The 22,474-nt window shown below is 66.3% G+C and carries 19 protein-coding genes; 15 read left to right on the top strand and 4 right to left on the bottom strand.

All coding sequences use genetic code 11. The features are described from left to right. Positions 1-33 precede the first annotated feature (33 nt). The 3 genes from ppk2 to L5014_RS12480 all read right to left on the bottom strand — a co-directional run bounded on the left by ppk2 (position 34) and on the right by L5014_RS12480 (position 2,551). Positions 34-1,086 carry a polyphosphate kinase 2 gene (ppk2, locus tag L5014_RS12470; protein ID WP_238463983.1) on the bottom strand — a complete coding sequence of 351 codons (1,053 nt, stop codon included), beginning with the start codon at positions 1,084-1,086 and terminating at the stop codon, positions 34-36. A gap of 187 nt (positions 1,087-1,273) precedes the next feature. Next, a complete protein-coding gene (locus L5014_RS12475; RefSeq protein WP_238463985.1) occupies positions 1,274-1,660 on the bottom strand; it encodes a VOC family protein in 387 nt (128 codons plus the stop codon). Positions 1,661-1,774: 114 nt separating this feature from the next. Then, entirely contained in the window at positions 1,775-2,551 is a 777-nt protein-coding gene (locus tag L5014_RS12480; RefSeq protein ID WP_238463987.1) for a FadR/GntR family transcriptional regulator, read from the bottom strand. Between the two features lie 268 nt (positions 2,552-2,819). Here L5014_RS12480 and L5014_RS12485 point away from each other — a divergent pair, with 268 nt between their 5' ends. From L5014_RS12485 to L5014_RS12535, 11 genes are all read left to right on the top strand, one after another. Next, positions 2,820-3,638 (top strand): (Fe-S)-binding protein, encoded by an 819-nt coding sequence (locus tag L5014_RS12485; RefSeq protein ID WP_238463989.1) that lies wholly within the window; start codon positions 2,820-2,822, stop codon positions 3,636-3,638. Continuing rightward, entirely contained in the window at positions 3,635-4,492 is an 858-nt protein-coding gene (locus L5014_RS12490) for a LutC/YkgG family protein (RefSeq protein ID WP_274389352.1), read from the top strand. Before L5014_RS12485 ends, L5014_RS12490 begins: the two co-directional genes overlap by 4 nt. After that, on the top strand, positions 4,489-5,967 hold the full coding sequence (locus tag L5014_RS12495) for a LutB/LldF family L-lactate oxidation iron-sulfur protein (protein WP_238463991.1): 1,479 nt from the start codon (positions 4,489-4,491) through the stop codon (positions 5,965-5,967). The genes L5014_RS12490 and L5014_RS12495 overlap by 4 nt, the downstream gene beginning before the upstream one ends. Before the next feature lie 117 nt (positions 5,968-6,084). Then, positions 6,085-7,827: a lactate permease LctP family transporter gene (locus tag L5014_RS12500; RefSeq protein WP_238463992.1), complete on the top strand. Its 1,743-nt coding sequence runs from the start codon at positions 6,085-6,087 to the stop codon at positions 7,825-7,827. Between the two features lie 125 nt (positions 7,828-7,952). Beyond that, positions 7,953-8,450, top strand: a complete 498-nt coding sequence (locus tag L5014_RS12505; protein WP_238463994.1) for a carboxypeptidase-like regulatory domain-containing protein — start codon at positions 7,953-7,955, stop codon at positions 8,448-8,450. A 181-nt stretch (positions 8,451-8,631) separates the two neighbouring features. After that, entirely contained in the window at positions 8,632-11,433 is a 2,802-nt protein-coding gene (locus L5014_RS12510; RefSeq protein ID WP_238463996.1) for a monovalent cation/H+ antiporter subunit A, read from the top strand. Next, complete coding sequence (locus L5014_RS12515) at positions 11,433-11,840, top strand: Na+/H+ antiporter subunit C (RefSeq protein WP_238463998.1); 408 nt, start codon at positions 11,433-11,435, stop codon at positions 11,838-11,840. The genes L5014_RS12510 and L5014_RS12515 overlap by 1 nt, the downstream gene beginning before the upstream one ends. Beyond that, positions 11,837-13,654 (top strand): monovalent cation/H+ antiporter subunit D, encoded by a 1,818-nt coding sequence (locus L5014_RS12520; RefSeq protein ID WP_238464000.1) that lies wholly within the window; start codon positions 11,837-11,839, stop codon positions 13,652-13,654. Before L5014_RS12515 ends, L5014_RS12520 begins: the two co-directional genes overlap by 4 nt. A gap of 2 nt (positions 13,655-13,656) precedes the next feature. Further along, the gene (locus L5014_RS12525) at positions 13,657-14,151 is read left to right on the top strand and encodes a Na+/H+ antiporter subunit E (protein WP_238464002.1); all 495 of its coding nucleotides are present in this window, start codon (positions 13,657-13,659) and stop codon (positions 14,149-14,151) included. Continuing rightward, positions 14,145-14,420, top strand: a complete 276-nt coding sequence (locus L5014_RS12530; protein WP_238464004.1) for a K+/H+ antiporter subunit F — start codon at positions 14,145-14,147, stop codon at positions 14,418-14,420. The genes L5014_RS12525 and L5014_RS12530 overlap by 7 nt, the downstream gene beginning before the upstream one ends. Before the next feature lie 20 nt (positions 14,421-14,440). After that, complete coding sequence (locus tag L5014_RS12535; protein WP_238464006.1) at positions 14,441-14,842, top strand: Na+/H+ antiporter subunit G; 402 nt, start codon at positions 14,441-14,443, stop codon at positions 14,840-14,842. Positions 14,843-15,468: 626 nt separating this feature from the next. Here the strand turns inward: L5014_RS12535 and L5014_RS12540 are convergent. Then, positions 15,469-16,377, bottom strand: coding sequence for a LysR family transcriptional regulator (locus L5014_RS12540; protein WP_238464220.1), 909 nt, complete (start codon positions 16,375-16,377; stop codon positions 15,469-15,471). A 189-nt stretch (positions 16,378-16,566) separates the two neighbouring features. On the opposite strand from L5014_RS12540, the gene L5014_RS12545 reads away from it, so the two are divergent. The 4 genes from L5014_RS12545 to L5014_RS12560 all read left to right on the top strand — a co-directional run bounded on the left by L5014_RS12545 (position 16,567) and on the right by L5014_RS12560 (position 22,460). Then, positions 16,567-18,699, top strand: a complete 2,133-nt coding sequence (locus tag L5014_RS12545; RefSeq protein ID WP_238464008.1) for a 3-hydroxyacyl-CoA dehydrogenase NAD-binding domain-containing protein — start codon at positions 16,567-16,569, stop codon at positions 18,697-18,699. An 82-nt stretch (positions 18,700-18,781) separates the two neighbouring features. Beyond that, a complete protein-coding gene (locus L5014_RS12550; protein ID WP_238464010.1) occupies positions 18,782-19,990 on the top strand; it encodes an acyl-CoA dehydrogenase family protein in 1,209 nt (402 codons plus the stop codon). A gap of 11 nt (positions 19,991-20,001) precedes the next feature. Beyond that, positions 20,002-21,150, top strand: coding sequence for an acyl-CoA dehydrogenase family protein (locus L5014_RS12555; protein WP_238464012.1), 1,149 nt, complete (start codon positions 20,002-20,004; stop codon positions 21,148-21,150). 95 nt (positions 21,151-21,245) lie between these two features. Next, positions 21,246-22,460, top strand: coding sequence for a CaiB/BaiF CoA transferase family protein (locus L5014_RS12560; RefSeq protein ID WP_238464014.1), 1,215 nt, complete (start codon positions 21,246-21,248; stop codon positions 22,458-22,460). Positions 22,461-22,474 lie beyond the last annotated feature (14 nt).

Consider the following 22,474-nt stretch of genomic DNA (forward strand, 5'->3'; position numbering starts at 1 on the left):
CGCTTTTACGTCGCTTTTACAGGTTCGCCGGCGTCAGTAGATTTCCGGCACGATCATGTCTTGCGGCACCGGCTGGCGAATGTAGTCGGGGTGATGCACGCGCGCGGGCAGCGTCACGTCCGCGTGCTCGACCTCGTGATACGGCACCTGGCTCAGCAAATGATGGATGCAGTTCAGGCGCGCACGCTTCTTGTCGACGCCCTGCACGACCCACCACGGCGCCTCGGGAATATGCGAGCGCTGCAGCATGACTTCCTTCACGTGCGTGTAGGCTTCCCAGCGGCGGCGGCTTTCGAGGTCCATCGGCGAAAGTTTCCACTGCTTGAGCGGGTCCTCGATGCGGCTCTGGAAACGCACTTCCTGTTCGTCGTCGGTGATCGAGAACCAGTACTTGACGATCTGGATACCGCTTCTCACCAGCATCTTCTCGAACTCCGGCACCGAGCGGAAAAATTCCTCGTACTCCTCGTCGGTGCAGAAGTTCATCACCCGTTCGACGCCCGCGCGGTTGTACCAGCTCCGGTCGAACAGCACCATTTCGCCGCCCGCGGGCAGATGCTGCACGTAGCGCTGGAAATACCATTGCGTGCGCTCGCGGTTGTTGGGCGCGGGCAGCGCCGCCACGCGGCACATGCGCGGATTCAGGCGCTGCGTGATGCGCTTGATGACACCGCCCTTGCCGGCCGCGTCGCGGCCTTCGAAGATCACGACGAGCCGGTGGCCCGTGCTCGCGATCCAGTCCTGCATCTTGACGAGCTCGCCCTGCAGCCGGATCAGTTCGCGGAAATAGACGCGGCGCAACGCACGCGCCTCGTCGCTGATTACGAGGCCGCTTTCCTGGAGGCGGTCGTCGACTTCCATTTCGAGCTCTTCGTCGTAGGCGTCGATGAGCTCTTCGTCGAGACGGCGGCGGCGATGGCGCTCGGCGTTCCCGCCCGCTTCATGACCCGCTTCATGACCCGCTTCATGGCCTGCTTCATGGCCTGCTATATAACCTGCTGCATGATCCACCCCGTTGCCAACCTCGTGGCCGGCTTCACTGCCGGATTCGTGCGCGCTGCGCTGGGCACGGTCCCGTTCGTTCATGGCGACATCTCCTCTTGCAATGAGTGGCAACCCGCGCCGGGCGCTTCGGCGGCATCGAGCGCAGATGGTCACGGCCACACGCCACTATCGGCGCTACGGGTGTCACTCGTATTTCAGATGCATCGACGCGCGCCGCGGCGGCGAACCTGCCGGGCGGCGCGCGAACCTCATTTGGCCCGGCCGTGGCTCAGGCCAGCGGCTTCGCGAAGCTCAACTCGTGGCCGTCCGGATCGACGAGATGAAAATAGCGCTCGCCCCACGGCGCGTCCTGCGGCGCGAAGGCGGGCGTGAGGCCCGCGGCCAGCGCCTGCGCGTAAAAGGCGTCCACGTCCGAGACGTAGAAGATCGCGCGCCCCCACCCCTCGACCTTGCCATGCGGCCCTTCGAGCAGATTGAGATAGCATGCGCCGACCCCACTCCCGCCGCCCAGCACGAACGACGCGAATCCGGCAATCGCGGCACCGGGTTTGTGCACGAAGCCGAGCACCTCATAAAAGCGCACCGAACGCGCGATGTCGCTCACGGTGAGCGTGATGGCGCTCAGGGATTCAATACGCGCGACGGGCGGGTTCATGGCCTGGCCTCCTTCTCATTGTGTTCGTGCGGGCGTCGCTCGAGCTGCGTGGCGAACGCCCGTCCTGTGCGCCGGCTTTGGCAATCCGGCTTTGGCAATCCGACTTTATCAATCTTAAGGCGCGACGGGCTTCTTGCGTGCCCGGGGTTTCTTCGCACTGGTTGGACCGGTTTCGGGCGAGTCGTGCTCCTCGTTCACCCGTGTGCGCACGAAGTCGATATGGGTTTGCATCGCCGTGCGCGCCTCTTCCGGGCGCCGCGCAAGAATCGCGTTGCACAGCGTGCGGTGCTGCAGCAGCAGATGATCCGATGCGTCCGCGTTCTGCTCGCGCAAGCCCGTGCCGTTGATCGTGATGTGCTCGCGCAGCACCCCAAGCACGCTGGTGTGCAAGTGCAGGAACATCGCGTTGTGCGAAGCCTGAGCGATCACTTCGTGCAGCTTCGCGTCGGTGTCGGCCTCGGCGGCCTTGTCGTCGGTGGCACGCGTGCGCTCCAGCTCCTGCATCAGCGTGCGAATGCGCGCGAGGTCGTCGTCGCTCGCGCGCATCGCCGCGAAATACGCGGTCGCGCCTTCCAGCACGCGGCGAAATTCGAGGATGTCGTCGCGCAGCGCCGGATGGTCGGCCACCAGTTGCCCCCAAGGCGACGCGAAGCCAGTGCGCAACTGGTCGGTCACGAACACGCCCGCTCCCGCGCGGCTCGCCACCAGCCCGCGCGCGGCGAGCCGCTGGATCGCCTCGCGCACCGTGTTGCGCGCCACGCCGTACTCCTGCGCGAGCAGGCGCTCGGAGGGCAGCTTCGTCCCCGCGCGCCACGTGCCATCGAGCAGCGACGTCTCCATCTGCCGCATCACCGTTTCCACGCGTCCGCGCGCGCCGGCCCTGTCCCTCATTGATCGTCCCCGAACATCGTGTGCTTCGGCGGCGGTGCCGACGGTGCCGACGGTGCGTCTGCCCCGCTGGTCAGCCACCGGTCCAACCAGTTTGAACCCGCCACCCGAAGCGGCGATTATGCGCCCACAAACCTGCCGTCGCCATCGCGGCCAGGCGTGCAGCCGCCCCCCGGTGCCCAGATACCCGCGGTACTGGGCGCCTGCGCGCAATGCCGGGACCGACGCGCGATTCGACACCGAGCCATACAGAGAGCGATACGAGCGAGACATGAAGCCACGGCAATACCCCACCGGAGCGCGCCCTACCGACGTCTACCTGTTCGCGACCTGCCTCGTCGACCTGTTCGTGCCGCAGGCCGGGCTGGACGCGGTCAAGCTGCTCGAGCGCGAAGGGCTCACGGTCCACTTCCCGCGCGCCCAAAGCTGCTGCGGGCAGCCCGCCTATAGCAGCGGCAATCCGCGCGAGGCGCGCGAGGTGGCCCGCGCACAGCTCGGCCTGTTCGATCAACCCTGGCCCGTGATCGTGCCATCCGGCTCGTGCGCGGGCATGATGCGGCACCACTGGCCCGCCCTGTTCGAAGACGGCGAAGCCAACGCGGCCAACAAAGCCGATGCCGCTCGCGCGCAGGCGCTCTCGGAACGCATCTACGAACTCACCGAATTCCTCGTGCGCGTGCTGAACGTGGATCTCGGCGCCGCCGGCGCCTATGGCGACGCCGCGCTGAAACAGCCTGCAGAACGCGTGGTGCTCCACACCTCGTGCGGCGCGCGCCGCGAGATGGGCACGCGCGTGCACGGCGTGGAGGTCGTCGACGCGCTGCCCGGCGTCACGCGCATCGACCACGAGCGCGAATCCGAATGCTGCGGCTTCGGCGGCACGTTCTCGCTGAAGCACCCCGATATTTCCGGCGCGATGGTCGCCGACAAGATCGCCTCGGCGTGCGCGACCGGCTGCGACCGGCTGGTTTCCGCCGACTGCGGGTGCCTGCTCAACATCGGCCATGCCGCCGAGCACCAGGGGGCACCGCTCGCCGTCGAGCACCTCGCTTCGTTCCTTTGGCGCCGTACTGGCGGGGAGGCCGCATGAGCGCCGCCATCATCGACACTATCGATACCCTGGGCGCTCGCACGCGCATGCTCGGCCGGCTGCGCGCCAGCAGCAATGGCAACGGCAGCGCCAACGAGGCCGCCGCACCTGCGCCGGTGGACGCGCTCGACCAGCGCATCGACGCGCACTATGCACAGCAGCGCGCACAGGCCTGCGCGACGCTCGCCACCGAATCGGCCCGTCTCGCGCAGTTCCAGCACATGCTGGAGGCCGCTCACGCCCAGGTCGTCCGCGCGAGCGCGAAGGACTGGCCCGCCGAACTCGCGCATCGCCTCGCGGCCGCCGGCGTGAAGCGGCTGTTGCTCGACGCGTCGAGCGCGGAAGGCGTGGCGCTTGGTCAAGCGCTGCGCGCCGCCGCACCCGACATCGAAGCACGCGGCTACGCGGAGCCGATCGAAGCCTGGAAGTCCGAACTGTTCGACAGCATCGACGCCGGCTTCACCGTCGCGCGTTCGGGCCTCGCGGCCACCGGCACGCTCGTGGTCGTGCCCGACGCCAACGCACCGCGCACCGTCTCGCTAGTGCCGCCGCTGCACGTCGCGCTGATCCATGCGCGCACGCTGCACGCGGACCTGCATACGGCTGTGGCGTCCGAGCGCTGGCGCGACGGCATGCCCACCAACCTCGTGATGATCTCGGGGCCCTCGAAGACATCGGACATCCAGCAGACCACGGCTTACGGCGCGCACGGACCGCGCGCGCTGTGGGTGATCGTCGTCACGGACGATGAAGGCGACGAAGCTGAAGTGCCCGCGCATTCGTCCGCCCATTCGCCCGCGAGTTTGCCTACGAATTCGCCCACGAATCTGTCCAGACCCGGAGCCGCGCAATGAGCAAGACCGCCAGCACAGCGCGCACCGCGCAACACGAAAGCACGCTGCATTTCGTCCCCACGGCCGAGTTCCGCCAGCGCGCCCGTGCGGCGCTCGACGATCCGCAGTTGCGCCAGAGCTTTCGCGGCGCGATGGATTTCCTGCAAGGCAAGCGCGCCGCGCAATTCCCCGAAGCCGACGAACTCGAGCAACTGCGCGACCTCGGTGAAGCGGTGCGCCAGCATGCGCTCGCACGCTTGCCCGAACTGCTGGAGCAGCTCGAAGCGAAGCTGCAAGAAAACGGCATCCACGTGCACTGGGCCGAGACCGCCGACGACGCCAACCGCATCGTCCACGGCATTGCGCAGCGGCACGCGGCCACGCGCGTCATCAAGGGCAAGTCGATGGCGAGCGAGGAGATCGAGCTGAACCATTACCTCGCCGAGCGCGGCATCGACTGCATCGAGTCGGACATGGGCGAGTACATCGTGCAGCTTGCCGGCGAAAAGCCCTCGCATATCGTCATGCCCGCGATCCACAAGACCAAGGGCGATATCGCGCATCTGTTCGAAGCGCACATTCCCGATACGCCCTATACGGAAGACGTGGACGCGCTGATCCAGACGGGCCGCCGCGCGTTGCGCCACGCGTTCGTGGATGCGCAGATCGGTCTCTCGGGCGTGAACTTCGCCGCCGCCGATACGGGCACGCTGTGGCTCGTCGAGAACGAGGGAAATGGCCGTCTCTCGACCACGGTGCCCGACGTGCATGTCGCGATCATGGGCATGGAAAAAGTGGTGGCCAGGCTCGAGCACATCGTGCCGCTTTCGAGCCTGCTCACGCGCTCGGCCACGGGCCAGCCGATCACCACGTATTTCAACCTCATCAGCAGCCCGCGCCGCGAAGGCGAGAAGGACGGCCCGCGCGAAGTGCATCTCGTGCTGCTCGACAATGGCCGCACCCAGGCCTACGCCGACGCGCAACTACGCGCCACGCTGCAATGCATCCGCTGCGGCGCGTGCATGAATCACTGCCCGGTGTACACGCGTATCGGCGGGCACGCTTACGGCACGACCTACCCCGGCCCGATCGGCAAGATCATCTCGCCGCACTTGCTGGGACTCGACGCAACCGCCGATCTGCCCACCGCATCGAGCCTGTGCGGCGCATGCGGCGAAGTCTGCCCCGTGCGCATTCCGATTCCGCAACTGCTGGTGCGCCTGCGCACCGAAGCGAACCGCTCGCCCGACGAAACCGTCGCGCATCCGCTGCGCGGCCAAGGCGCGAATCACAGCAGGAGCGAGCAGTTCGTCTGGCGCTTCTGGAGCGGTGCGTTCGCGCATCCGCGTGCGTATCGCGCGCTGCGCTGGGCCGCAACACGGCTGCGCGCGCTCGCGCCTTCGCAGCAGATGGGCTGGACCCAGCACCGCACGCCGCTCAAGCCCGCGTCGCGCAGCCTGCACGATTTGCTGCGCGAGCGCGATCAGCCGCAATAAACGACATTTCATCAGGCATGCGAAATTACATCGCGAATCCAGATTCGCGAGTCTAGAACATGCATGCCCGATGAATGCGCGTGACCTTTTCGACCCGCATCCACGGAGGAGACCGTAGTGCAACCCTGGCATCAGATCTATACCCCGCTTGGCAGCCTCTGGCTGTCCGCGCTCGTGGCCGTCGTGCCCATCCTGTTCTTCTTCATCGCGCTCGCCGGCTTGCGGTTGAAAGGCCACGTCGCGGCGGCCATCACGCTCGTGCTCGCCTTGGGCGTGGCCATCTTCGAGTACGGCATGCCGGTGCGCCAGGCGCTCGTCTCGGCAGGCTTCGGCTTCGCCTATGGCTTGTGGCCGATCGCGTGGATCATCGTGACCGCGGTGTTCCTCTACAAGATCGTCGTGAAGACCGGGCAGTTCGAGATCATCCGCGCCTCCGTGCTCTCGATCACCGACGACCAGCGCCTGCAAGTGCTCCTGATCGGCTTCTCGTTCGGCGCATTCCTCGAAGGCGCGGCGGGCTTCGGCGCGCCTGTTGCCATTACCTCGGCGCTGCTGGTCGGCCTCGGCTTCGAGCCGCTCTATGCGGCGGGCCTGTGCCTCATCGCCAACACCGCGCCGGTGGCGTTCGGCGCGATGGGCATCCCTATCATCGTCGCGGGCCAGGTGACGGGCATCGACCCGTTCCTGATCGGCGCGATGGCGGGCCGCCAGTTGCCGCTGCTCTCGCTGTTCGTGCCGTTCTGGCTCGTCTTCATCATGGACGGCAAGCGCGGCGTCAAGGAGACCTGGCCGGCGGCGCTCGTGGCCGGCGCCAGCTTCGCCGTGACGCAGTACTTCACCTCGAATCACATCGGGCCCGAGTTGCCGGACATCACCTCGGCGCTCGTGAGCCTCGTCTCGCTCGCCGCATTCCTCAAGGTGTGGCAGCCGCGCCGTGCCGCGCAAGCTGCGGGCGCGACCGTGGGCATGAGCGGCGGCGCGGCGGCGCTGGGCGGATTCAATGGCAACGTGGGTGGCAAGTTCGGTGGCAACTTTAGTGGCGTTGCGACAGGCGCATCGTCGAGCCGTCAAGCGTCGCCATATGGCATCGGCCAGACCGTGCGCGCCTGGTCGCCGTTCATCCTGCTGACCGCCATCGTCACGGTGTGGAGCGTCAAACCGTTCAAGGCGCTGTTCGCCGCGAAGGGACCGCTCGCCGGCACCATCCTGAGCTTTCATGTGCCGGGCCTCGATCAGCTCGTGGTGCGCACCGCGCCCATCGTGGCCTCGGCCAAGCCCTACGACGCCGTGCTGAAGATCGACTGGCTCTCCGCCGTGGGCACCGCGATCATGCTCACCGCCATCGTCTCCGCTATCGTGCTGAAGATGAAGCCGCGCGCCGCCGTAATCGCGTTCTTCGAGACGCTCGGCGAATTGCGCCGCCCGGTGCTCTCGATCGGCCTCGTGCTCGCCTTCGCGTTCGTGGCGAACTACTCGGGCATGTCCTCGACGCTGGCGCTCGCGCTGGCCGGCACCGGCGCGGCGTTCCCGTTCTTCTCGCCGTTCCTCGGCTGGCTCGGCGTGTTCCTGACCGGCTCGGATACTTCGTCGAACGCGCTGTTCTGCTCGCTGCAGCACACCACGGCGCACCAGATCGGCGTCTCGGACACGCTGCTCGTCGCGGCCAATACCTCGGGCGGCGTGAGCGGCAAGATGATCTCGCCGCAATCGATCGCCGTGGCCTGCGCGGCGACGGGCCTCGTCGGCAAGGAAGCGGCGCTGTTCCGCTTCACGGTGCGCCATAGCCTCTTTTTCGCGGCCGTCGTCGGCGTCATGACGCTGATTCAGGCTTACGTGCTCACCGGCATGATTGCGCGGTAAGCGGGCGCGCGGCAGGCAGGCGAAACGCGCGTTCGTCCCGGGTTTTAAGGGACTTTTAAGCCGCGCTGCCTAGGCTGGATTCGTCCGGCGCGTAGCCCGCGCCGGCGAACCCATTGGAGGTAAAAATGAAAGCACGCTCCACTCCGTGGATGGGCACGGCCGTCTCGCTTGCTACCTCGCTTTCCACCGCACTCGCGCTTGCGCTCGGCGCACAAGGCGCTTTCGCCGCCACCCCGAGCACTCCGAGCACCGCAGCGGCGCCGGCCACCGCGGGCGCCCTGCCGCCAGCGCAGCACGCAGGCAGCATCTCGTATCTGTCCGGCGGCATCGGCAGCGACCAGTCGGCGGCGTTCAAGGCCGCGATGACGCGCTACCCGCTCTCGCTCGAATTCGCGCGCCAGTCGGCGAACGGCAACGAGTACCTCGCGAACGTGCCCGTGAAAATCGTCGACGCGCACGGTCAACCGCTCCTTTCCACGCGCACCAACGGCCCGTTCATGCTCGTGACGCTGCCCAACGGCCACTACGTGGTGACGGCGAGCCACGACGGCAAGACGGTCCACCGTACCGTGGATATCGGCAAGACCTCGCACGCGCACGAAGCCTTCGTCTGGCCGATGTAACCCTGCGCGGTCCTGCGCCGCGCATTGATTCCATCCGAATCAACTCCGGCCCCGTTTGCGGCTATGATCGTGGTCTGCGGCCCGCAGGCGCGCCTGGGGCACTCCTGACCCGCCCCGCCCGCGCCCTGCGCGCAGCCCACGTCTTCAAACCGCTCGCAGCGGATCTCCCGGAGGAAGTCGGATGGCATTGGGGTGGCTCGTCGTACTTCCGTTCGTGGGCGCGGCGCTCGTTGCGCTCACGGCCCGGCACGCTCGCGCGCTTTCCACGTGGATCGCGTTCGCGACGGCACTCTTCGGCCTCGGACTCCTCCTGAGCGAACGCGTGGGCATGCCCACCTATGGCGTCATGCAGTGGCGCCGCGAGTGGGTGCCCGAGATCGGCCTCGCGCTCTCGCTGCGTCTTGACGGCCTCTCGTTCATGTTCGCGCTGCTGGTGCTCGCGATCGGCGTGCTCGTATTCGTCTACGCGCGCTATTACCTGGCCGGCAGCGACGCGCTCCTGCGCCTCTATCTGCTGCTCCTGCTGTTCATGGGCGCGATGCTCGGCGTAGTGCTCTCTAACAATCTGCTGCTGCTCGTGATCTTCTGGGAGCTCACGAGTCTCGTCTCGTTCCTGCTGATCGGTTTCTGGCCTTCGCGTCCCGACGCGCGGCGCGGCGCGCGCATGGCGCTCACCATCACGGGCGCGGGCGGGCTCGCGCTGCTCGCAGCGGTGCTCCTGCTCGGCCACGTGTGCGGCAGCTTCGAGCTGAACGACGTGCTCGCGCAAACAGGCAAGATCCAGCACGACCCGCTCTTTCCGGCCATTTTGCTGCTCACGCTGTTCGCGGCGTTCACGAAATCGGCGCAGTTCCCGTTCCAGTTCTGGCTACCGCACGCCATGTCGGCGCCCACGCCGGTCTCCGCGTATCTGCATTCGGCGACGATGGTGAAGGCCGGCATCTTCCTGCTCGCACGCCTCTACCCGGTCTTCGAGGGCACCGACTGGTGGGCCTACTCGGCCACGCTCGCCGGGCTCGTCACGCTCGTGGGCGGCGCCGCGATGGCGCTGTTCCAGCGCGACATCAAGGGCCTGCTCGCCTATTCAACTATCAGCCACCTCGGCCTCATCGTGCTGCTGTTCGGCCTCGACACGCAGCTCTCCACCGTGGCCGCGCTCTTTCACACGGTCAACCACGCGGTGTTCAAGGCATCGCTGTTCATGGCCGCGGGCATCATCGACCATGAAACCGGCACGCGCGATCTGGGCCGCCTGCGCGGCCTCGCGAAGTACATGCCGCACACGGCCGTGCTCGCAGGCGTGGCGTCGCTCGCGATGGCCGGCGTTCCGCTCCTGAACGGCTTTCTCTCGAAGGAAATGTTCTTTGGCGAGACGCTCGCGCAGGGCATGTTCGGACCATTCAACTGGGCGATTCCGGTGATCGCAATCGCGGCCGCCGCGCTCTCCGTGGCGTACTCGCTGCGCTTCGTCTGGGGCGTGTTCTTCGACGGCGCCGCGCCGCGCGACCTGCCGCACTATCCGCCGCACGAGCCGCCGCGCTTCATGAAGCTGCCGGTCGAGATTCTCGTGGTGATCTGTCTGTTGATCGGCCTCTTTCCGCAGCAAACCATTGGCAGGCTGCTCGAATCGGCGGCGTGGTTCACGCTCGGCGGCAAGTTGCCCGAATACAGTCTGAGCCTGTGGCACGGCATCAACACGCCGTTCGTCATGAGCGTGGTGTCGTTCACGGCGGGCGCGCTGCTGTTCTTCCTGCGCCGCGACGCGTTCCGCCATCATCGCTCGATGCTCTCGGACATGAACGCGAGCGAAGGATTCGATCGTCTCGTGCAGCGACTCGAGAAAGGCGCGGCCGTGGTGGTGCGCGTGTTCGAGACGCGCTCGCTGTCCGACTATCTCGCGTGGATGATCGCGGCGATGCTGATCGTGCCCGGCACCGCGTTCGTCGCGCTCGGCGCCTGGGGCGGCGACTTCGTGCGCCTGCCCATCGACACGATCACGCTGTGCGGCCTCGTGCTGATGGCGCTGCTCGCGGTGGGCGTCGTGCTGGTACGCGCGCACACGCTCTATGCGCTCGTGATGCTGAGCAGTTGCGGCCTGCTGGTGACGCTCGCCTTCGCGCGCTTTTCCGCGCCCGATCTCGCGCTCACGCAGGTCTCCGTGGAAGTGGTGACGGTGCTCCTGCTGGTGCTGGCCATCTACTTCCTGCCCAACCTGCAAACCGCCATCGAGCCGATTCCCGCGCGCATGCGTAACGGCGCGCTCGCGCTCGCGGGCGGCGCGCTGCTCGGCAGCGTGGCGTATCAGGTCATGACGCGGCCGCCGGCGCAAGGCATCGCGCCGTATTTCCTCGCGAACGCCCTGCCCGGCAGCGGCGGCCACAACGTCGTGAACGTGATCCTCGTGGACTTTCGCGGCTTCGACACCATGGTCGAGGTCAGCGTGCTCGTGGTTGCCGGGCTCGCCGTGAAGGCGCTCTTGCGCGGCCTGCGCTTGAAGGCGCCGGACACCGGGCCGGGCGGCCTGCCGTGGTCATCGCAATCGCATCCGCTTTTGCTCGCCATTCTCGCGCGCCTCATGCTGCCGCTCACGGCGCTCGTGGCCGTGTTCGTGTTTCTGCGCGGCCACAATCTGCCCGGCGGCGGCTTCATCGCCTCGCTCATCGTCTCGATCGCGCTGCTGCTCCAGTACGTGGCGAGCGGCGTGCTATGGGCCGAATCGCGCATGCGCGTCAACTACCGCGCGCTCGCGGGGCTCGGCATTCTCGTTGCGGCCACAACTGGTTTGGGAAGCCTGGCCTTCGGCCATGCGTTTCTCACCAGCGCGTTCGGGCATCTGCGTCTGCCGCTGATCGGCGAAATCGAGTTGAGCACGGCCATGCTGTTCGATCTCGGTGTGCTGGGCGCGGTGGTGGGCACGACGCTCACGATCGTTTCGCACCTGGGCGTGCGCGACAAGGACATGCAATCCGTGGAGAAAAGCTGATGGAAGCCGCCTTCGCTGCCGCAATCGGCGTGCTCTGCGCGTGCGGCATCTATCTGCTGCTATGCGAGCGCGTGCTGCCCGTGATTCTCGGCATCACGCTGTTCTCGTATGCGATCAACCTGTTCCTGCTCGGCATGGGCCGGCTCGCCACGGGCAAGCCGCCCGTGATCGCGGGCGGCGCTGCTCAGTCGGGCGCCCAGTATGCGGACCCGGTGCCGCAGGCGCTCGTACTCACGGCCATCGTGATCGGCTTTGCGATGACGGCCTTTACCGTGGTGCTCGCGCTGCGCTCGCTCGCGCTCACCGGCAGCGACCACGTGGACGGACAGGTCGACGGCCAGGCCGGTGAAAAGAACACCGGCGAGGCCAACCGGCTGCTCAACGAAGAGGAGACGCGCGGCGCATGAATCACGCCCTCCTGCTCCCCATCCTGATCCCGCTCTTCGCGGCAGGCGCCATCGTTGCGCTGCCGCTTCGCGCGAAGCGCGTGCAGCGCGCGCTCAATGCGGCCGCGACGCTCGCGCTGCTGCCCGTCGCATGCCTGCTGACCGCGCGCGCCGCGCAAGGCGGCATCGCGAGCTATGCGCTCGGCTCATGGCCCGCGCCGTTCGGCATCGTGCTGCAGCTCGACCGCCTCTGCGCGCTCATGCTGCTGCTCACCGCCGTGCTCGCGTGCTGCTGCCTGCTGGGCACCTCGAGCGCCGACGCGCGGCGCGGGCGCTATTTCCGCGCACTGTTCCAGTTCGAGCTGATGGGCCTGAACGGCGCGTTCCTCGCGGGCGACATGTTCAACCTGTTCGTGTTCTTCGAGCTGCTGCTGATCGCCTCCTATGCGCTGCTGCTGCACGGCGGCGGCGCGCGGCGCGTGCGCAACGGGCTGCACTATCTGATCATGAATCTCGTGGGCTCGTCGTTCTTCCTGATCGCGCTGGGCGTGCTGTACGGCATCACCGGCACGCTCAACATGGCCGACATGGGCGAGCGCCTCGCGCATCTGAACGCCGGCTCGCTGCCGCTCGCGCAGTTCGCGGGCGCGACGCTGATGCTCGTGTTCGGCCTGAAGGCCGCCGTGTTTCCGATGTCGTTCTGGTTGCCCCAGGCGTACCGCAGCGCCATCGGCCCCGTGGCGGCCCTCTTCGCGATCATGACCAAGGTGGGCATCTACGCGATGCTGCGCTGCGACGCGCTCGTGTTCGGCGGCGGCAGTCATGGCGGCGTGCTCGACACGTTCATGCACGACTGGGCATGGTGGCTCGCCATCGCGACTCTTGCCTTCGGCGCGCTGGGCGCGCTCGCCGTGTCGAGCCTGAAAACCACCACGGGTTATCTCGTGCTCGTTTCAGTCGGACTCCTGATCGCGGCCGTCACGCAGCAGACGCCGCTTGCGTGGAGCGCGCTGCTCTACTACCTCATCAGCACGACGCTGTGCACGGGCGCGCTGTTCCTGCTCGCCGATACGCTGGAGCCCGAGGCCGCCGCAACAGCGCACGCCGCGAACGGAACCGATGGCGTCGAGCCCGGCTCGCTCGAAGCGCTCGACGACTCAGCGGCAGCGGCCATCTCGCCCGCGCCCGATGGCGAAGCGCTCGCGACCCTGGCCATGCCGATGACCGCGACGACGGCGCAGGCCACGCTCGCAACCGTGGCGGTTTTGGCGACCGGGAACCCCGCGCCACAACGGGCCCAGAAAGCCAATACGGCCGACAAGATCCAGAAGCACCACGCCCCCTGGCCCTCGAACGCCGCCGGCTTGCTCTATCTCGCGGCGGCGGTGGGCGCGGCGGGCCTGCCGCCGCTCTCCGGCTTTCTCGGCAAGGCGATGGTGCTCGCGGCCACGCCCACGCACGACGCGGCCGTCCTCTGGCCCGCCGTGCTGCTCTCGAGCCTGCTGCTGATCGTCGCGTTGAGCCGCACCGGCACGCGCCTCCTGTGGGCCGAACCCGCCGCGCGCGCCGCCGCCTTCGCACCCGCGCGCGCGCCCAGAGGCAGCGCGGCCAAGCTCGTGGCCTGCGCGCTGCTGCTCGGCTGCGTGGCGGCGGCCACGCTGGGCGCGGGGCTGCTGCGGCAATATCTCGACGCCACCGCTGCGCAGCTCTTCGACCGCGCCGCCTATGTGCATGCGATCCTGCCCGCGCCGGACGCGTCGGCGGCGGCTTCATCGGCGGAACCCGCGACGGCATCGCCCGCCGCGTCGCCATCCGCCCAGACCAACGGGAGCTGACGATGTTCAAAAGGCTCTTTCCGCACCCGTGGCTCACCGTCGTACTGCTCGTTTGCTGGGTGCTGCTGATGAGCGACGTCTCGCCCGGCAATCTGCTGCTCGGCGCGGTGCTGGGCACCGTGATCTCGTTCTGCGTGGGCGAAGGATTGTGGCTACAGCCGGTGCGCTTCGGCAGGCCGTGGCTGCTCGTGCGCCTCTTCATGCATGTGCTGATCGACATCGTCGTGGCCAACGTGGAAGTCGCGCTACTGGTGCTCGGTCCCACGAAGCGCCTGCGGCCCGCGTTCATCGAAGTGCCGCTCGACAGCACGCACGAAATCGCGCTCACCGCGCTCATCAGCATCGTTTCACTGAGCCCCGGCACGCTGTGCGCCGAGCTTAGCGATGACCGCACGCGCCTCATCGTGCACGTGCTCGACCTCGACGACGAAGCGGCGCTCGTCGCACTCATCAAGTCCCGTTATGAAGCCCCATTGATGGAGATCTTCGCATGCTAGCCATCGTGATCCCGGTCTCGTTCGCGATCCTCGGCATCGCGTTCCTGCTCACGCTGCTGCGCCTCGTGCGCGGCCCCTCGCTGCCCGACCGTATCGTCGCGCTCGACACGCTCAATGTGAACGCGATCGCGCTGATCGTCGTGTATGGCATTAGCCTGCGCTCGACGGTTTTTTTCGAAGCTGCGTTGCTTATCGCGTTGATGGGGTTCGTTGGCACCGTTGCGCTTACGAAGTATTTGCAGCGCGGCGATATCATCGAACTCAACTGAACTGGAAGGAGGCATTGCCGATGCAAACCTTCGTTGAAGCGATTGTGAGTGTGTTGTTGCTCGTCGGTAGCGTGTTTACGCTGATCGGCGCGGTTGGGCTCGCGCGTCTGCCCGATTTTTTCATGCGCCTGCATGGGCCTACCAAGTCGACTACGCTCGGTGTGGGTGGGATCGTGATCGCCTCTGTGATCTACTTCAGCGCGCATAGTAATTTCGCTAGCCTGCATGAGTTGCTGATTCCCGCGTTTCTGTTTCTCACCGCGCCTATTAGCGCGCATATGCTGGCGAAGGCCGGGATTCAGCAGAGCGTGCCGCTCTCGGAGGGGACGCGTGGGCGGCCGCCCACAACCGGCGCGTGTGCCGAGCATGGCGATGCGGGCGAGGACGATCCAGGCGCGCGAGAGGGCGGCAAGCACGGTTAGTGAGATTGATTCGGTGGTGGAGCCCCGTTTGTGGTCTTTCTTTCGCGTTTCCTTGTGTTCGTGTCGGTCTGCTAGCGTTGCCCCTGTGCGGGGCGGCACCTACTTTTCTTTGCAGCCGCAAAGAAAAGTAGGCAAAAGAAAGCGGCTCAAACCGCCAGTGTGACGCCGTACACCTCTTGCCGTTAAGCGAAGTGGTTCCGGGGCATCCGTCACCTCGCACCTTCAAACTCAGTGACAAAGGACTCATGCATCCCGCTGCTCGCTACGCGCGCAGCGGTCGGGTCTGCAAAGGAAACCAAGCGTGCTGCCTGGGCACTCGAATGCGCATGCACTGCGTCAATGCGCAGGCATCCTGATGGTTTTGGATTATGCCCCACGGCGCGCGTAGCGCCGCCGGACGGATGAGCCCTTTGTCGCTCCGAAAAACGGCGCGTGGTGGCAGACGCTCCGGAACCGCTCCGATTAAAGGCGAGTGGTGGACGGCGTCACACTAGCGGTTTGAGCGGCTTTCTTTTGCCTACTTTTCTTTGCCGCTGCAAAGAAAAGTAGGTGCCGCCCCGCACAGGGGCAACGCTAATAGACCGACACGAAAACAAGGAAACGCGAAGAACCCACAAAAACCACCACTAATCAACGGCACCACGCCCACTCTTACGCGCCTCATCCAGCACATAATCGATAAAAGTAGAAGCCGCTCTCGTATGATGCCGATTAGGCATATACAGCATATACATATGCGTACCAAAGATACTCAGCCGCCAGGCATCAAGCGAGGTAACAACCTGCCCATTTCGAATATCGTCATGAACCACATAATCGGGCACAATACCCACCCCCAATCCAGCCAGAATCGACTGGCGCAGAAATAGAAAGTTTTCCGAAATAATCGACGGCTCGAGCAGCACCTCATGCCGTTCGTCACCCAGATAGCCCGCGAGCCGCAATTGCCGCCCCACCACCGTCGCGGTAATGACGGGTGCGCGCGCAAGGTCCTCCAGCGTCTCAGGCATGCCGTGCTCCGCGGCCCATTGCGCCGACGCACACGCGATATAACGCACCGCCCCCATGTCGCGCGCCACGAGATTCTGCGGCGGCTCGTGCATCACGCGCACCGCAATATCCACTTCGTCGCGCAGCAAATCTTCCACCCGGTTCTCGAACATCACGTCGAGCACGATGCCCGGATACAGCCGCTTGAAGCGAATCAGCCACTCGGACATCACGAGCTGCCCATAGCCGCTAGGCACGGACAAGCGCACGCGCCCCTGGAGGCTTTGCCCGAGCGTCGAAACGGACTCGCGCGCCGCGAGCAGCGCGTTCTGGATCGCACGCCCGTGCTCGTAGAGCTTCAAGCCGATCTCGGTGGGCTCCACGCGGCGCGTGGTGCGCCGAACGAGTTGCAGGCCGATCGACTTTTCGAGGTGGTTGAGGTGGTAGCTCACGTTCGCGCGGCTCATCTTGAGGCGCCGCGCGGCCTCGCTCAGGTTGCCCGCGTCGAGTATCTCCACCAGCAAGGTCAGCGCATTGACGTCCACGACGAGTCTCACTGTCAAATAATCTTTGACAGCATGTCAATGAACCATGGGATTGTCAATTAACGCTGGCATCCACACAATGAAACCCACATTGGAGAACCGCCATCCGGCTTTCTGCCCGCCGCACCTTTCGCGCGAGAGGCGCAACGGCAGCCGCTGATCGGCCCCCTAATCCTGGAGACACCCCGCATGGCAATCGAAACGCCCACCCTCACTGCCTCCTCGCCAGTCAGCCACGAACTGCGCGGCAAGGTGCTGCTCGTCACCGTCGACAACCCGCCCGTGAACGCGCTCGGCGTCGATGTGCGGCGCGGTCTCGCCGCCGCCATCGAGCACGCCGAAGCGAACGCGGCCGTGCAGGCCGTGCTGATCGTCGGCGCGGGGCGCAATTTCATCGCCGGTGCGGACATCCGCGAATTCGGCAAGCCGCCGCAGCCGCCCGCGCTGCCCGACGTGCTTCATCGCATCGAGGCCTGCCACAAGCCCGTGATCGTGGCCATTCACGGCGCGGCGCTCGGTGGGGGTCTGGAAGTCGCGCTCGCCGCGCATTACCGGCTCGCGGTGGCGGGCGCGAAGCTCGGCCTGCCCGAAGTCCAGTTGGGCCTGCTGCCCGGTGCGGGCGGCACGCAGCGCACGCCGCGCCTGATCGGCGCCGAAGCCGCGCTTTCGCTGATGCTGAGCGGTCGCCACGTGGGCGCGCAAGAAGCGTTGAAGCTCGGTCTCGTCGACCGCGTGGGCGCCAGCGACGACATCCTCGCCGAAGGTCTCGCCTACGCGCAGGAACTACTCGCCGCGCATGCCCACGTGCGCCGCACGCGCGACGCGCAGGGCCTTGCCGATCGCACCGCCGCACAAGCCGCCATCGACGCCGCGCGCGCCGAGACCGCGAAGAAGTCGCGCGGCCTGTTTTCGCCGCTGAAGATCGTCGATTGCGTGCAGGCCGCGCTGGACGAATCGTTCGAGGACGGTCTGCGTTTCGAGCGCAAGCAGTTCCTCACCTGCCTCGAAAGCCCGCAGCGCGCGGGCCTCGTGCACGCGTTCTTCGCCGAGCGCGAAGTGCAGAAAGCCCCTGAAACGAAGCGTGCCACGCCGCGCGCAATCGAGACCGTCGGTGTGATCGGCGGCGGCACGATGGGCGCGGGCATTGCCGTGGCCGTGCTCGATGCGGGCCTGCCCGTGACGATGATCGAGCGCGACGATGCGGCGCTCGCACGCGGTCGCGCGCATGTGGAAAAAGTCTACGGCGGCCTGATCGCCAAGGGGCGCATGAAGCCCGAAGCGAAGGCGCAAGTCCTCGCGCGCTTTAGCGGCAGCACCTCGTATGACGCGCTCTCGAACGTCGACCTCGTGATCGAAGCCGTGTTCGAAGACATGAGCGTGAAGCAAGCCGTATTCGCCGAGCTCGATCGCGTCTGCAAACCGGGCGCGGTGCTCGCCACCAACACCTCGTATCTCGACATCGACGCCATCGCGGCCAGCGTCGAGCGCCCGCAAGACGTGGTGGGCCTGCACTTCTTCTCGCCCGCGAACATCATGAAGCTGCTCGAAGTCGTGGTGCCAAAGGCGGTGAGCGCCGACGTGGTGGCCACCGCGTTCGAGCTCGCGAAGAAGCTGCGCAAGGTGCCGGTGCGCGCGGGCGTGTGCGATGGCTTCATCGGCAACCGCCTGCTGGCCGTGTATCGGACCGCCGCCGATCATCTGATGGAAGACGGCGCCTCGCCGTACCAGATCGACAAGGCCGTGCGCGAGTTCGGCTTTCCGATGGGCCCGTACCAGGTGGTCGATCTCGCGGGTGGCGACATCGGCTGGGCCACGCGCAAGCGCCGCGCGGCCACGCGCGATCCGAAGGCGCGCTACGTGCAGATTGCCGACCGCCTCTGCGAGCGCAGCTGGTTCGGCCAGAAGACGGGCCGCGGCTTCTACCTCTACCCCGAAGGCGCGCGCACCGGTTCGCCCGATCCGGAAGTGGAAGCGATCATCGACGCCGAGCGCGCGCGCGCCGGCATCACGCCGCGCACGTTCACGGACGAAGAAATCATCCGCCGCTACATGGCCGCGATGATCAACGAAGGGGCGAACGTGGTGCACGAAAAGATCGCGCTGCGCCCGCTCGATGTGGACGTCACGCTGGTCTACGGCTACGGCTTCCCGCGCTATCGTGGCGGCCCGATGAAATACGCCGATACCGTGGGCCTCGCCAACGTGCTCGCCGATATCCGCGAGTTCGCGAAGGAAGACCCGCTGTTCTGGCGTCCTTCGCCGCTGCTCGTCGAACTGGTCGAGCGCGGTGCGGACTTCGCGAGCCTGAATCACGCCGCCTGACATTTTCATTGGGCGTGCGACGATGCCCGTGCGCATCGCCTCAGCAGAAAAAGGCAGCAAAAAGCAGCAAGGAGCAAGACACATGGATCTGAAATTCACCGCCGAAGAAGAGGCCTTCCGCAGCGAAGTGCTCGACTTCCTGCGCGAGCGCCTGCCGCAGCACATCGCCGAAAAGGTGCGCAGCGGCACGCACCTCACGCGCGACGACATGGCCGCGTGGCACGCCACGCTCAACGAAAAGGGCTGGCTCGCGAATCACTGGCCGAAGGAATATGGCGGCCCCGGCTGGAGCGCCGTGCAGAAGTTCATCTTCGAAAACGAATGCGCGATTGCGGGCGCGCCGCGCATCGTGCCGTTCGGCGTGAACATGCTCGGCCCCGTGCTCATCAAGTACGGCAGTGAGGCGCAAAAGCGTCATTGGCTGCCGCGCATTCTCGACGGCTCCGACTGGTGGTGTCAGGGCTACTCGGAGCCGGGCGCGGGCTCGGACCTCGCCTCGGTGCGCACGAGCGCCGTGCGTAAAACCGATGCAAGCGGCGATCACTACGTGGTGAACGGCCAGAAGACGTGGACCACGCTCGGCCACTACGCGAACATGATCTTCTGTCTCGTGCGCACCGCCACCGACGTGCGCAAGCAGGAAGGCATCAGCTTCTTGCTGATCGACATGAATACGCCCGGCATCGAGGTGCGCCCCATCATCACGCTCGACGGCGAACATGAGGTGAACGAAGTGTTCTTCACCGACGTGCGCGTTCCGCTCGAGAATCTGGTCGGCGAAGAGAACAAGGGCTGGACCTACGCGAAATACCTGCTCACCTACGAGCGCACCAATATCGCGGGCGTGGGCTTTTCGGTGGCGGCGCTCGCGCGCCTGAAGCGCGCCGCTCAAAAGGTCATGCGCAACGGCAAGCCGCTCGCGCAGGACCCGCAATTCGCGGCACGCGTGGCGAAAGTCGAGATCGATCTGGAAAACATGAAGACCACGAACCTGCGCGTGATCGCGGCCGTCGCGGGCGGCGGCGTGCCGGGCGCGGAAAGCTCGATGCTCAAGATTCGCGGCACCGAGATCCGCCAGGAGATCTCGTCGCTGCTGCGCCGTGCGATGGGCCCGTATGCGGCGCCCTTCGTCGAAGAAGCGCTCCATGACGGCTACGAAGGCGAGGCCATCGGCCCCGACGAAGCCGCCAGTGCCGCCGCGCTCTACTTCAATAACCGCAAGCTGTCGATCTTCGGCGGCTCCAACGAAATCCAGAAGAACATCATCTCCAAGATGATTCTCGGTCTTTAAGGGGTCCTGACATGAACTTCCAGCACACCGAAGACCGCCGCATGCTTGCGGACACGCTCAATCGCTTTATCGCCGAGCAATATGGTTTCGACGCGCGCGATAAAATCGCGCGCTCCAATGAGGGCTTCAGCACCGGGATGTGGCAGCGTTTTGCCGAGCTCGGCGTGATCGGCGCGCTGTTCGACGAGGCCGATGGCGGCTTCGGCGGCCAAGGCTTCGATGTGGCCGTCGTGTTCGAGTCGCTCGGGCGCGGCCTCGTGGTCGAGCCGTTCCTCGATACGCTGATCGTGGGCCGCGCGCTCGCGCATGCGGGCAACGCGGCACAACGTGCGCGCATCGCATCGTTCATCGACGGCTCGCAAATCGCAGCGCTTGCGCACGACGAGCCGGGCTCGCACTACGAAGCGTCGCGTGTGAGCACGCGCGCCGAAAAGAATGGCGAAGGCTGGGTGCTGCAAGGCGCGAAAGGCGTCGTGCAGCATGGCGAGCATGCCGATGTTCTACTCGTTTCCGCGCGCACCGCATTTAACCCACCCGGCGGTGAATTCGACGAAGCGGGCATCTCGCTCTTCCTCGTGCCGCGCGATGCCAAGGGTGTGAGCGTGCGCGGCTATCGCAAGATCGACGGTGGACGCGCGGCGGAAGTGAAGCTCGATAATGTGATGCTCGGCGCCGATGCACTCGTCGGCACGCAAGACGCAGGCTTCGCGACGCTCGAACACGCGAGCGGCTATGGCCTGCTCGCGCTCGCTGCGGAAGCCGTGGGCGCGATGGACGTCGCGCGCGATCACACGCTCGAATACCTGCGCACGCGCAAGCAGTTCGGCGCGCCCATCGGCAGCTTCCAGGCACTGCAACATCGCATGGCCGACGTGCTGCTCGAAATCGAGCAAGCGCGCTCTGCGGTGATCAACGCGGCGGCGGCCATCGATGCGCCGCGCGTGCAACGCGAGCGCGCACTTTCGGCGGCAAAGTACACGATCGGGCGCATCGGCGCGCGCGTGGCCGAGGAAGCGATCCAACTGCACGGCGGCATCGGCATGACGTGGGAGCTGCCGCTCGCGCACTATGCCAAGCGCCTCGTGATGATCGACCATCAGCTCGGCGACGAGGATCATCATCTCGCGCGCTACATCGCACTGGAACACGCCGCCGCATAGCCATTACGCGCAATGCGAGGGCTCGCCGCCGAACGTAACGTGTGCGACGTATGCGGCGCAGCCTTCCATTCACAACGAACCAGGAGTGCCTTCTGATGCAAACGGACAACAAGGGTCTGCCGCTGGCGGGCGTGCGCGTCCTCGATCTTTCGCGCGTGCTGGCCGGGCCGTGGAGCGCGATGGTGCTCGGCGACCTGGGCGCCGAGGTCATCAAGGTCGAGCATCCCGACCGCGGCGACGACACGCGCGACTGGGGCGTGCGCGTCGGCAAGACCGAGACCGCGTACTTCAATAGCGTGAACCGCAACAAGCGTTCGATCACGCTCGATCTGCAAACGCCGGAGGGGCAGCAGATCGCGCGCGAGCTTGCGAAGACCAGTGACATCTTCATTCAGAATTTCAAGTCGGGCGGCGCCGCGAAGCTCGGCCTCGGCTACGAAGCGTTGAGCGCGGAGAATCCGCGCTTGATCTATTGCTCGATCACCGGCTACGACAGCACCGGCCCCGAGGCGAAGCGCCCCGGCTACGACCTCGTCGTGCAGGGCGAAGCGGGCCTGATGGCGCTGAACGGCGAGGCGGATCAGCCGCCGCTCAAATTCGGCGTCGCCGCCGTCGATCTGTTCACGGGCATGTATTCGGCGCAGGCGATGCTTGCCGCGCTGTACGAGCGCGAGCGCACCGGGCGCGGGCGTCACATCGAAATGGCGCTGTTCGACTGCGGCCTCATGATCACCGCGTACTACGGGCTCGAGGCGCTCCTGATAGGCGAAGACCCGCCGCGCTACGGCAATGCGCATCCGTCCATCGTGCCTTATGGCGTGTTCGATGCGGCCGATGGTCCGCTCGTCATCACCGTGGGCAACAACGCGCAGTTCGAGCGCTTTTGCCGCGAGGTGATCGAGCGCCACGACCTCGCCGACGACCCGCGCTACAAGACCAACATCCTGCGCGGACAGAACCGCGAGACGCTCGTGCCCGAACTCACGCGCGAGCTGGGCAGCCGCCCTCGCAAGCTGTTGCTCGAACGTCTGGCGCAAGCGGGCATTCCATGCGGCGAAGTGGCGGGCCTGCGCGAAGCGCTGCTCTCGCCGCGCGCCACGCGAGGCGGGCTCGTCACGCAGCAGCCGCATCCGGATACGGAAAGTGGCACGACGCCGGTGCTCGCGCCGCCGTGGCGCTTCGACGGCGAACGCATACCCGTGCGCCGCGCGCCGCCGCAACTGGGTGAAGGCACGCGCGACGTGCTGGCGTCGACGCTGGGGTATTCAGCGGAAAAGCTCGCCGAATTGAAAAGCAAAGGCGTTATTTGACGGTTTGAAATCAG

This window comes from Paraburkholderia tagetis (genome assembly GCF_022213065.1).
GTDB lineage: Bacteria > Pseudomonadota > Gammaproteobacteria > Burkholderiales > Burkholderiaceae > Paraburkholderia > Paraburkholderia tagetis.

Bases quoted from the DNA above. Each gene is read 5' to 3' on its own strand.
- ppk2 (WP_238463983.1), bottom strand. From the start codon at position 1,086: ATGAACGAACGGGACCGTGCCCAGCGCAGCGCGCACGAATCCGGCAGT.
- L5014_RS12475 (WP_238463985.1), bottom strand. From the start codon at position 1,660: ATGAACCCGCCCGTCGCGCGTATTGAATCCCTGAGCGCCATCACGCTC.
- L5014_RS12480 (WP_238463987.1), bottom strand. From the start codon at position 2,551: ATGAGGGACAGGGCCGGCGCGCGCGGACGCGTGGAAACGGTGATGCGG.
- L5014_RS12485 (WP_238463989.1), top strand. From the start codon at position 2,820: ATGAAGCCACGGCAATACCCCACCGGAGCGCGCCCTACCGACGTCTAC.
- L5014_RS12490 (WP_274389352.1), top strand. From the start codon at position 3,635: ATGAGCGCCGCCATCATCGACACTATCGATACCCTGGGCGCTCGCACG.
- L5014_RS12495 (WP_238463991.1), top strand. From the start codon at position 4,489: ATGAGCAAGACCGCCAGCACAGCGCGCACCGCGCAACACGAAAGCACG.
- L5014_RS12505 (WP_238463994.1), top strand. From the start codon at position 7,953: ATGAAAGCACGCTCCACTCCGTGGATGGGCACGGCCGTCTCGCTTGCT.
- L5014_RS12510 (WP_238463996.1), top strand. From the start codon at position 8,632: ATGGCATTGGGGTGGCTCGTCGTACTTCCGTTCGTGGGCGCGGCGCTC.
- L5014_RS12515 (WP_238463998.1), top strand. From the start codon at position 11,433: ATGGAAGCCGCCTTCGCTGCCGCAATCGGCGTGCTCTGCGCGTGCGGC.
- L5014_RS12520 (WP_238464000.1), top strand. From the start codon at position 11,837: ATGAATCACGCCCTCCTGCTCCCCATCCTGATCCCGCTCTTCGCGGCA.
- L5014_RS12525 (WP_238464002.1), top strand. From the start codon at position 13,657: ATGTTCAAAAGGCTCTTTCCGCACCCGTGGCTCACCGTCGTACTGCTC.
- L5014_RS12530 (WP_238464004.1), top strand. From the start codon at position 14,145: ATGCTAGCCATCGTGATCCCGGTCTCGTTCGCGATCCTCGGCATCGCG.
- L5014_RS12535 (WP_238464006.1), top strand. From the start codon at position 14,441: ATGCAAACCTTCGTTGAAGCGATTGTGAGTGTGTTGTTGCTCGTCGGT.
- L5014_RS12545 (WP_238464008.1), top strand. From the start codon at position 16,567: ATGGCAATCGAAACGCCCACCCTCACTGCCTCCTCGCCAGTCAGCCAC.
- L5014_RS12550 (WP_238464010.1), top strand. From the start codon at position 18,782: ATGGATCTGAAATTCACCGCCGAAGAAGAGGCCTTCCGCAGCGAAGTG.
- L5014_RS12555 (WP_238464012.1), top strand. From the start codon at position 20,002: ATGAACTTCCAGCACACCGAAGACCGCCGCATGCTTGCGGACACGCTC.
- L5014_RS12560 (WP_238464014.1), top strand. From the start codon at position 21,246: ATGCAAACGGACAACAAGGGTCTGCCGCTGGCGGGCGTGCGCGTCCTC.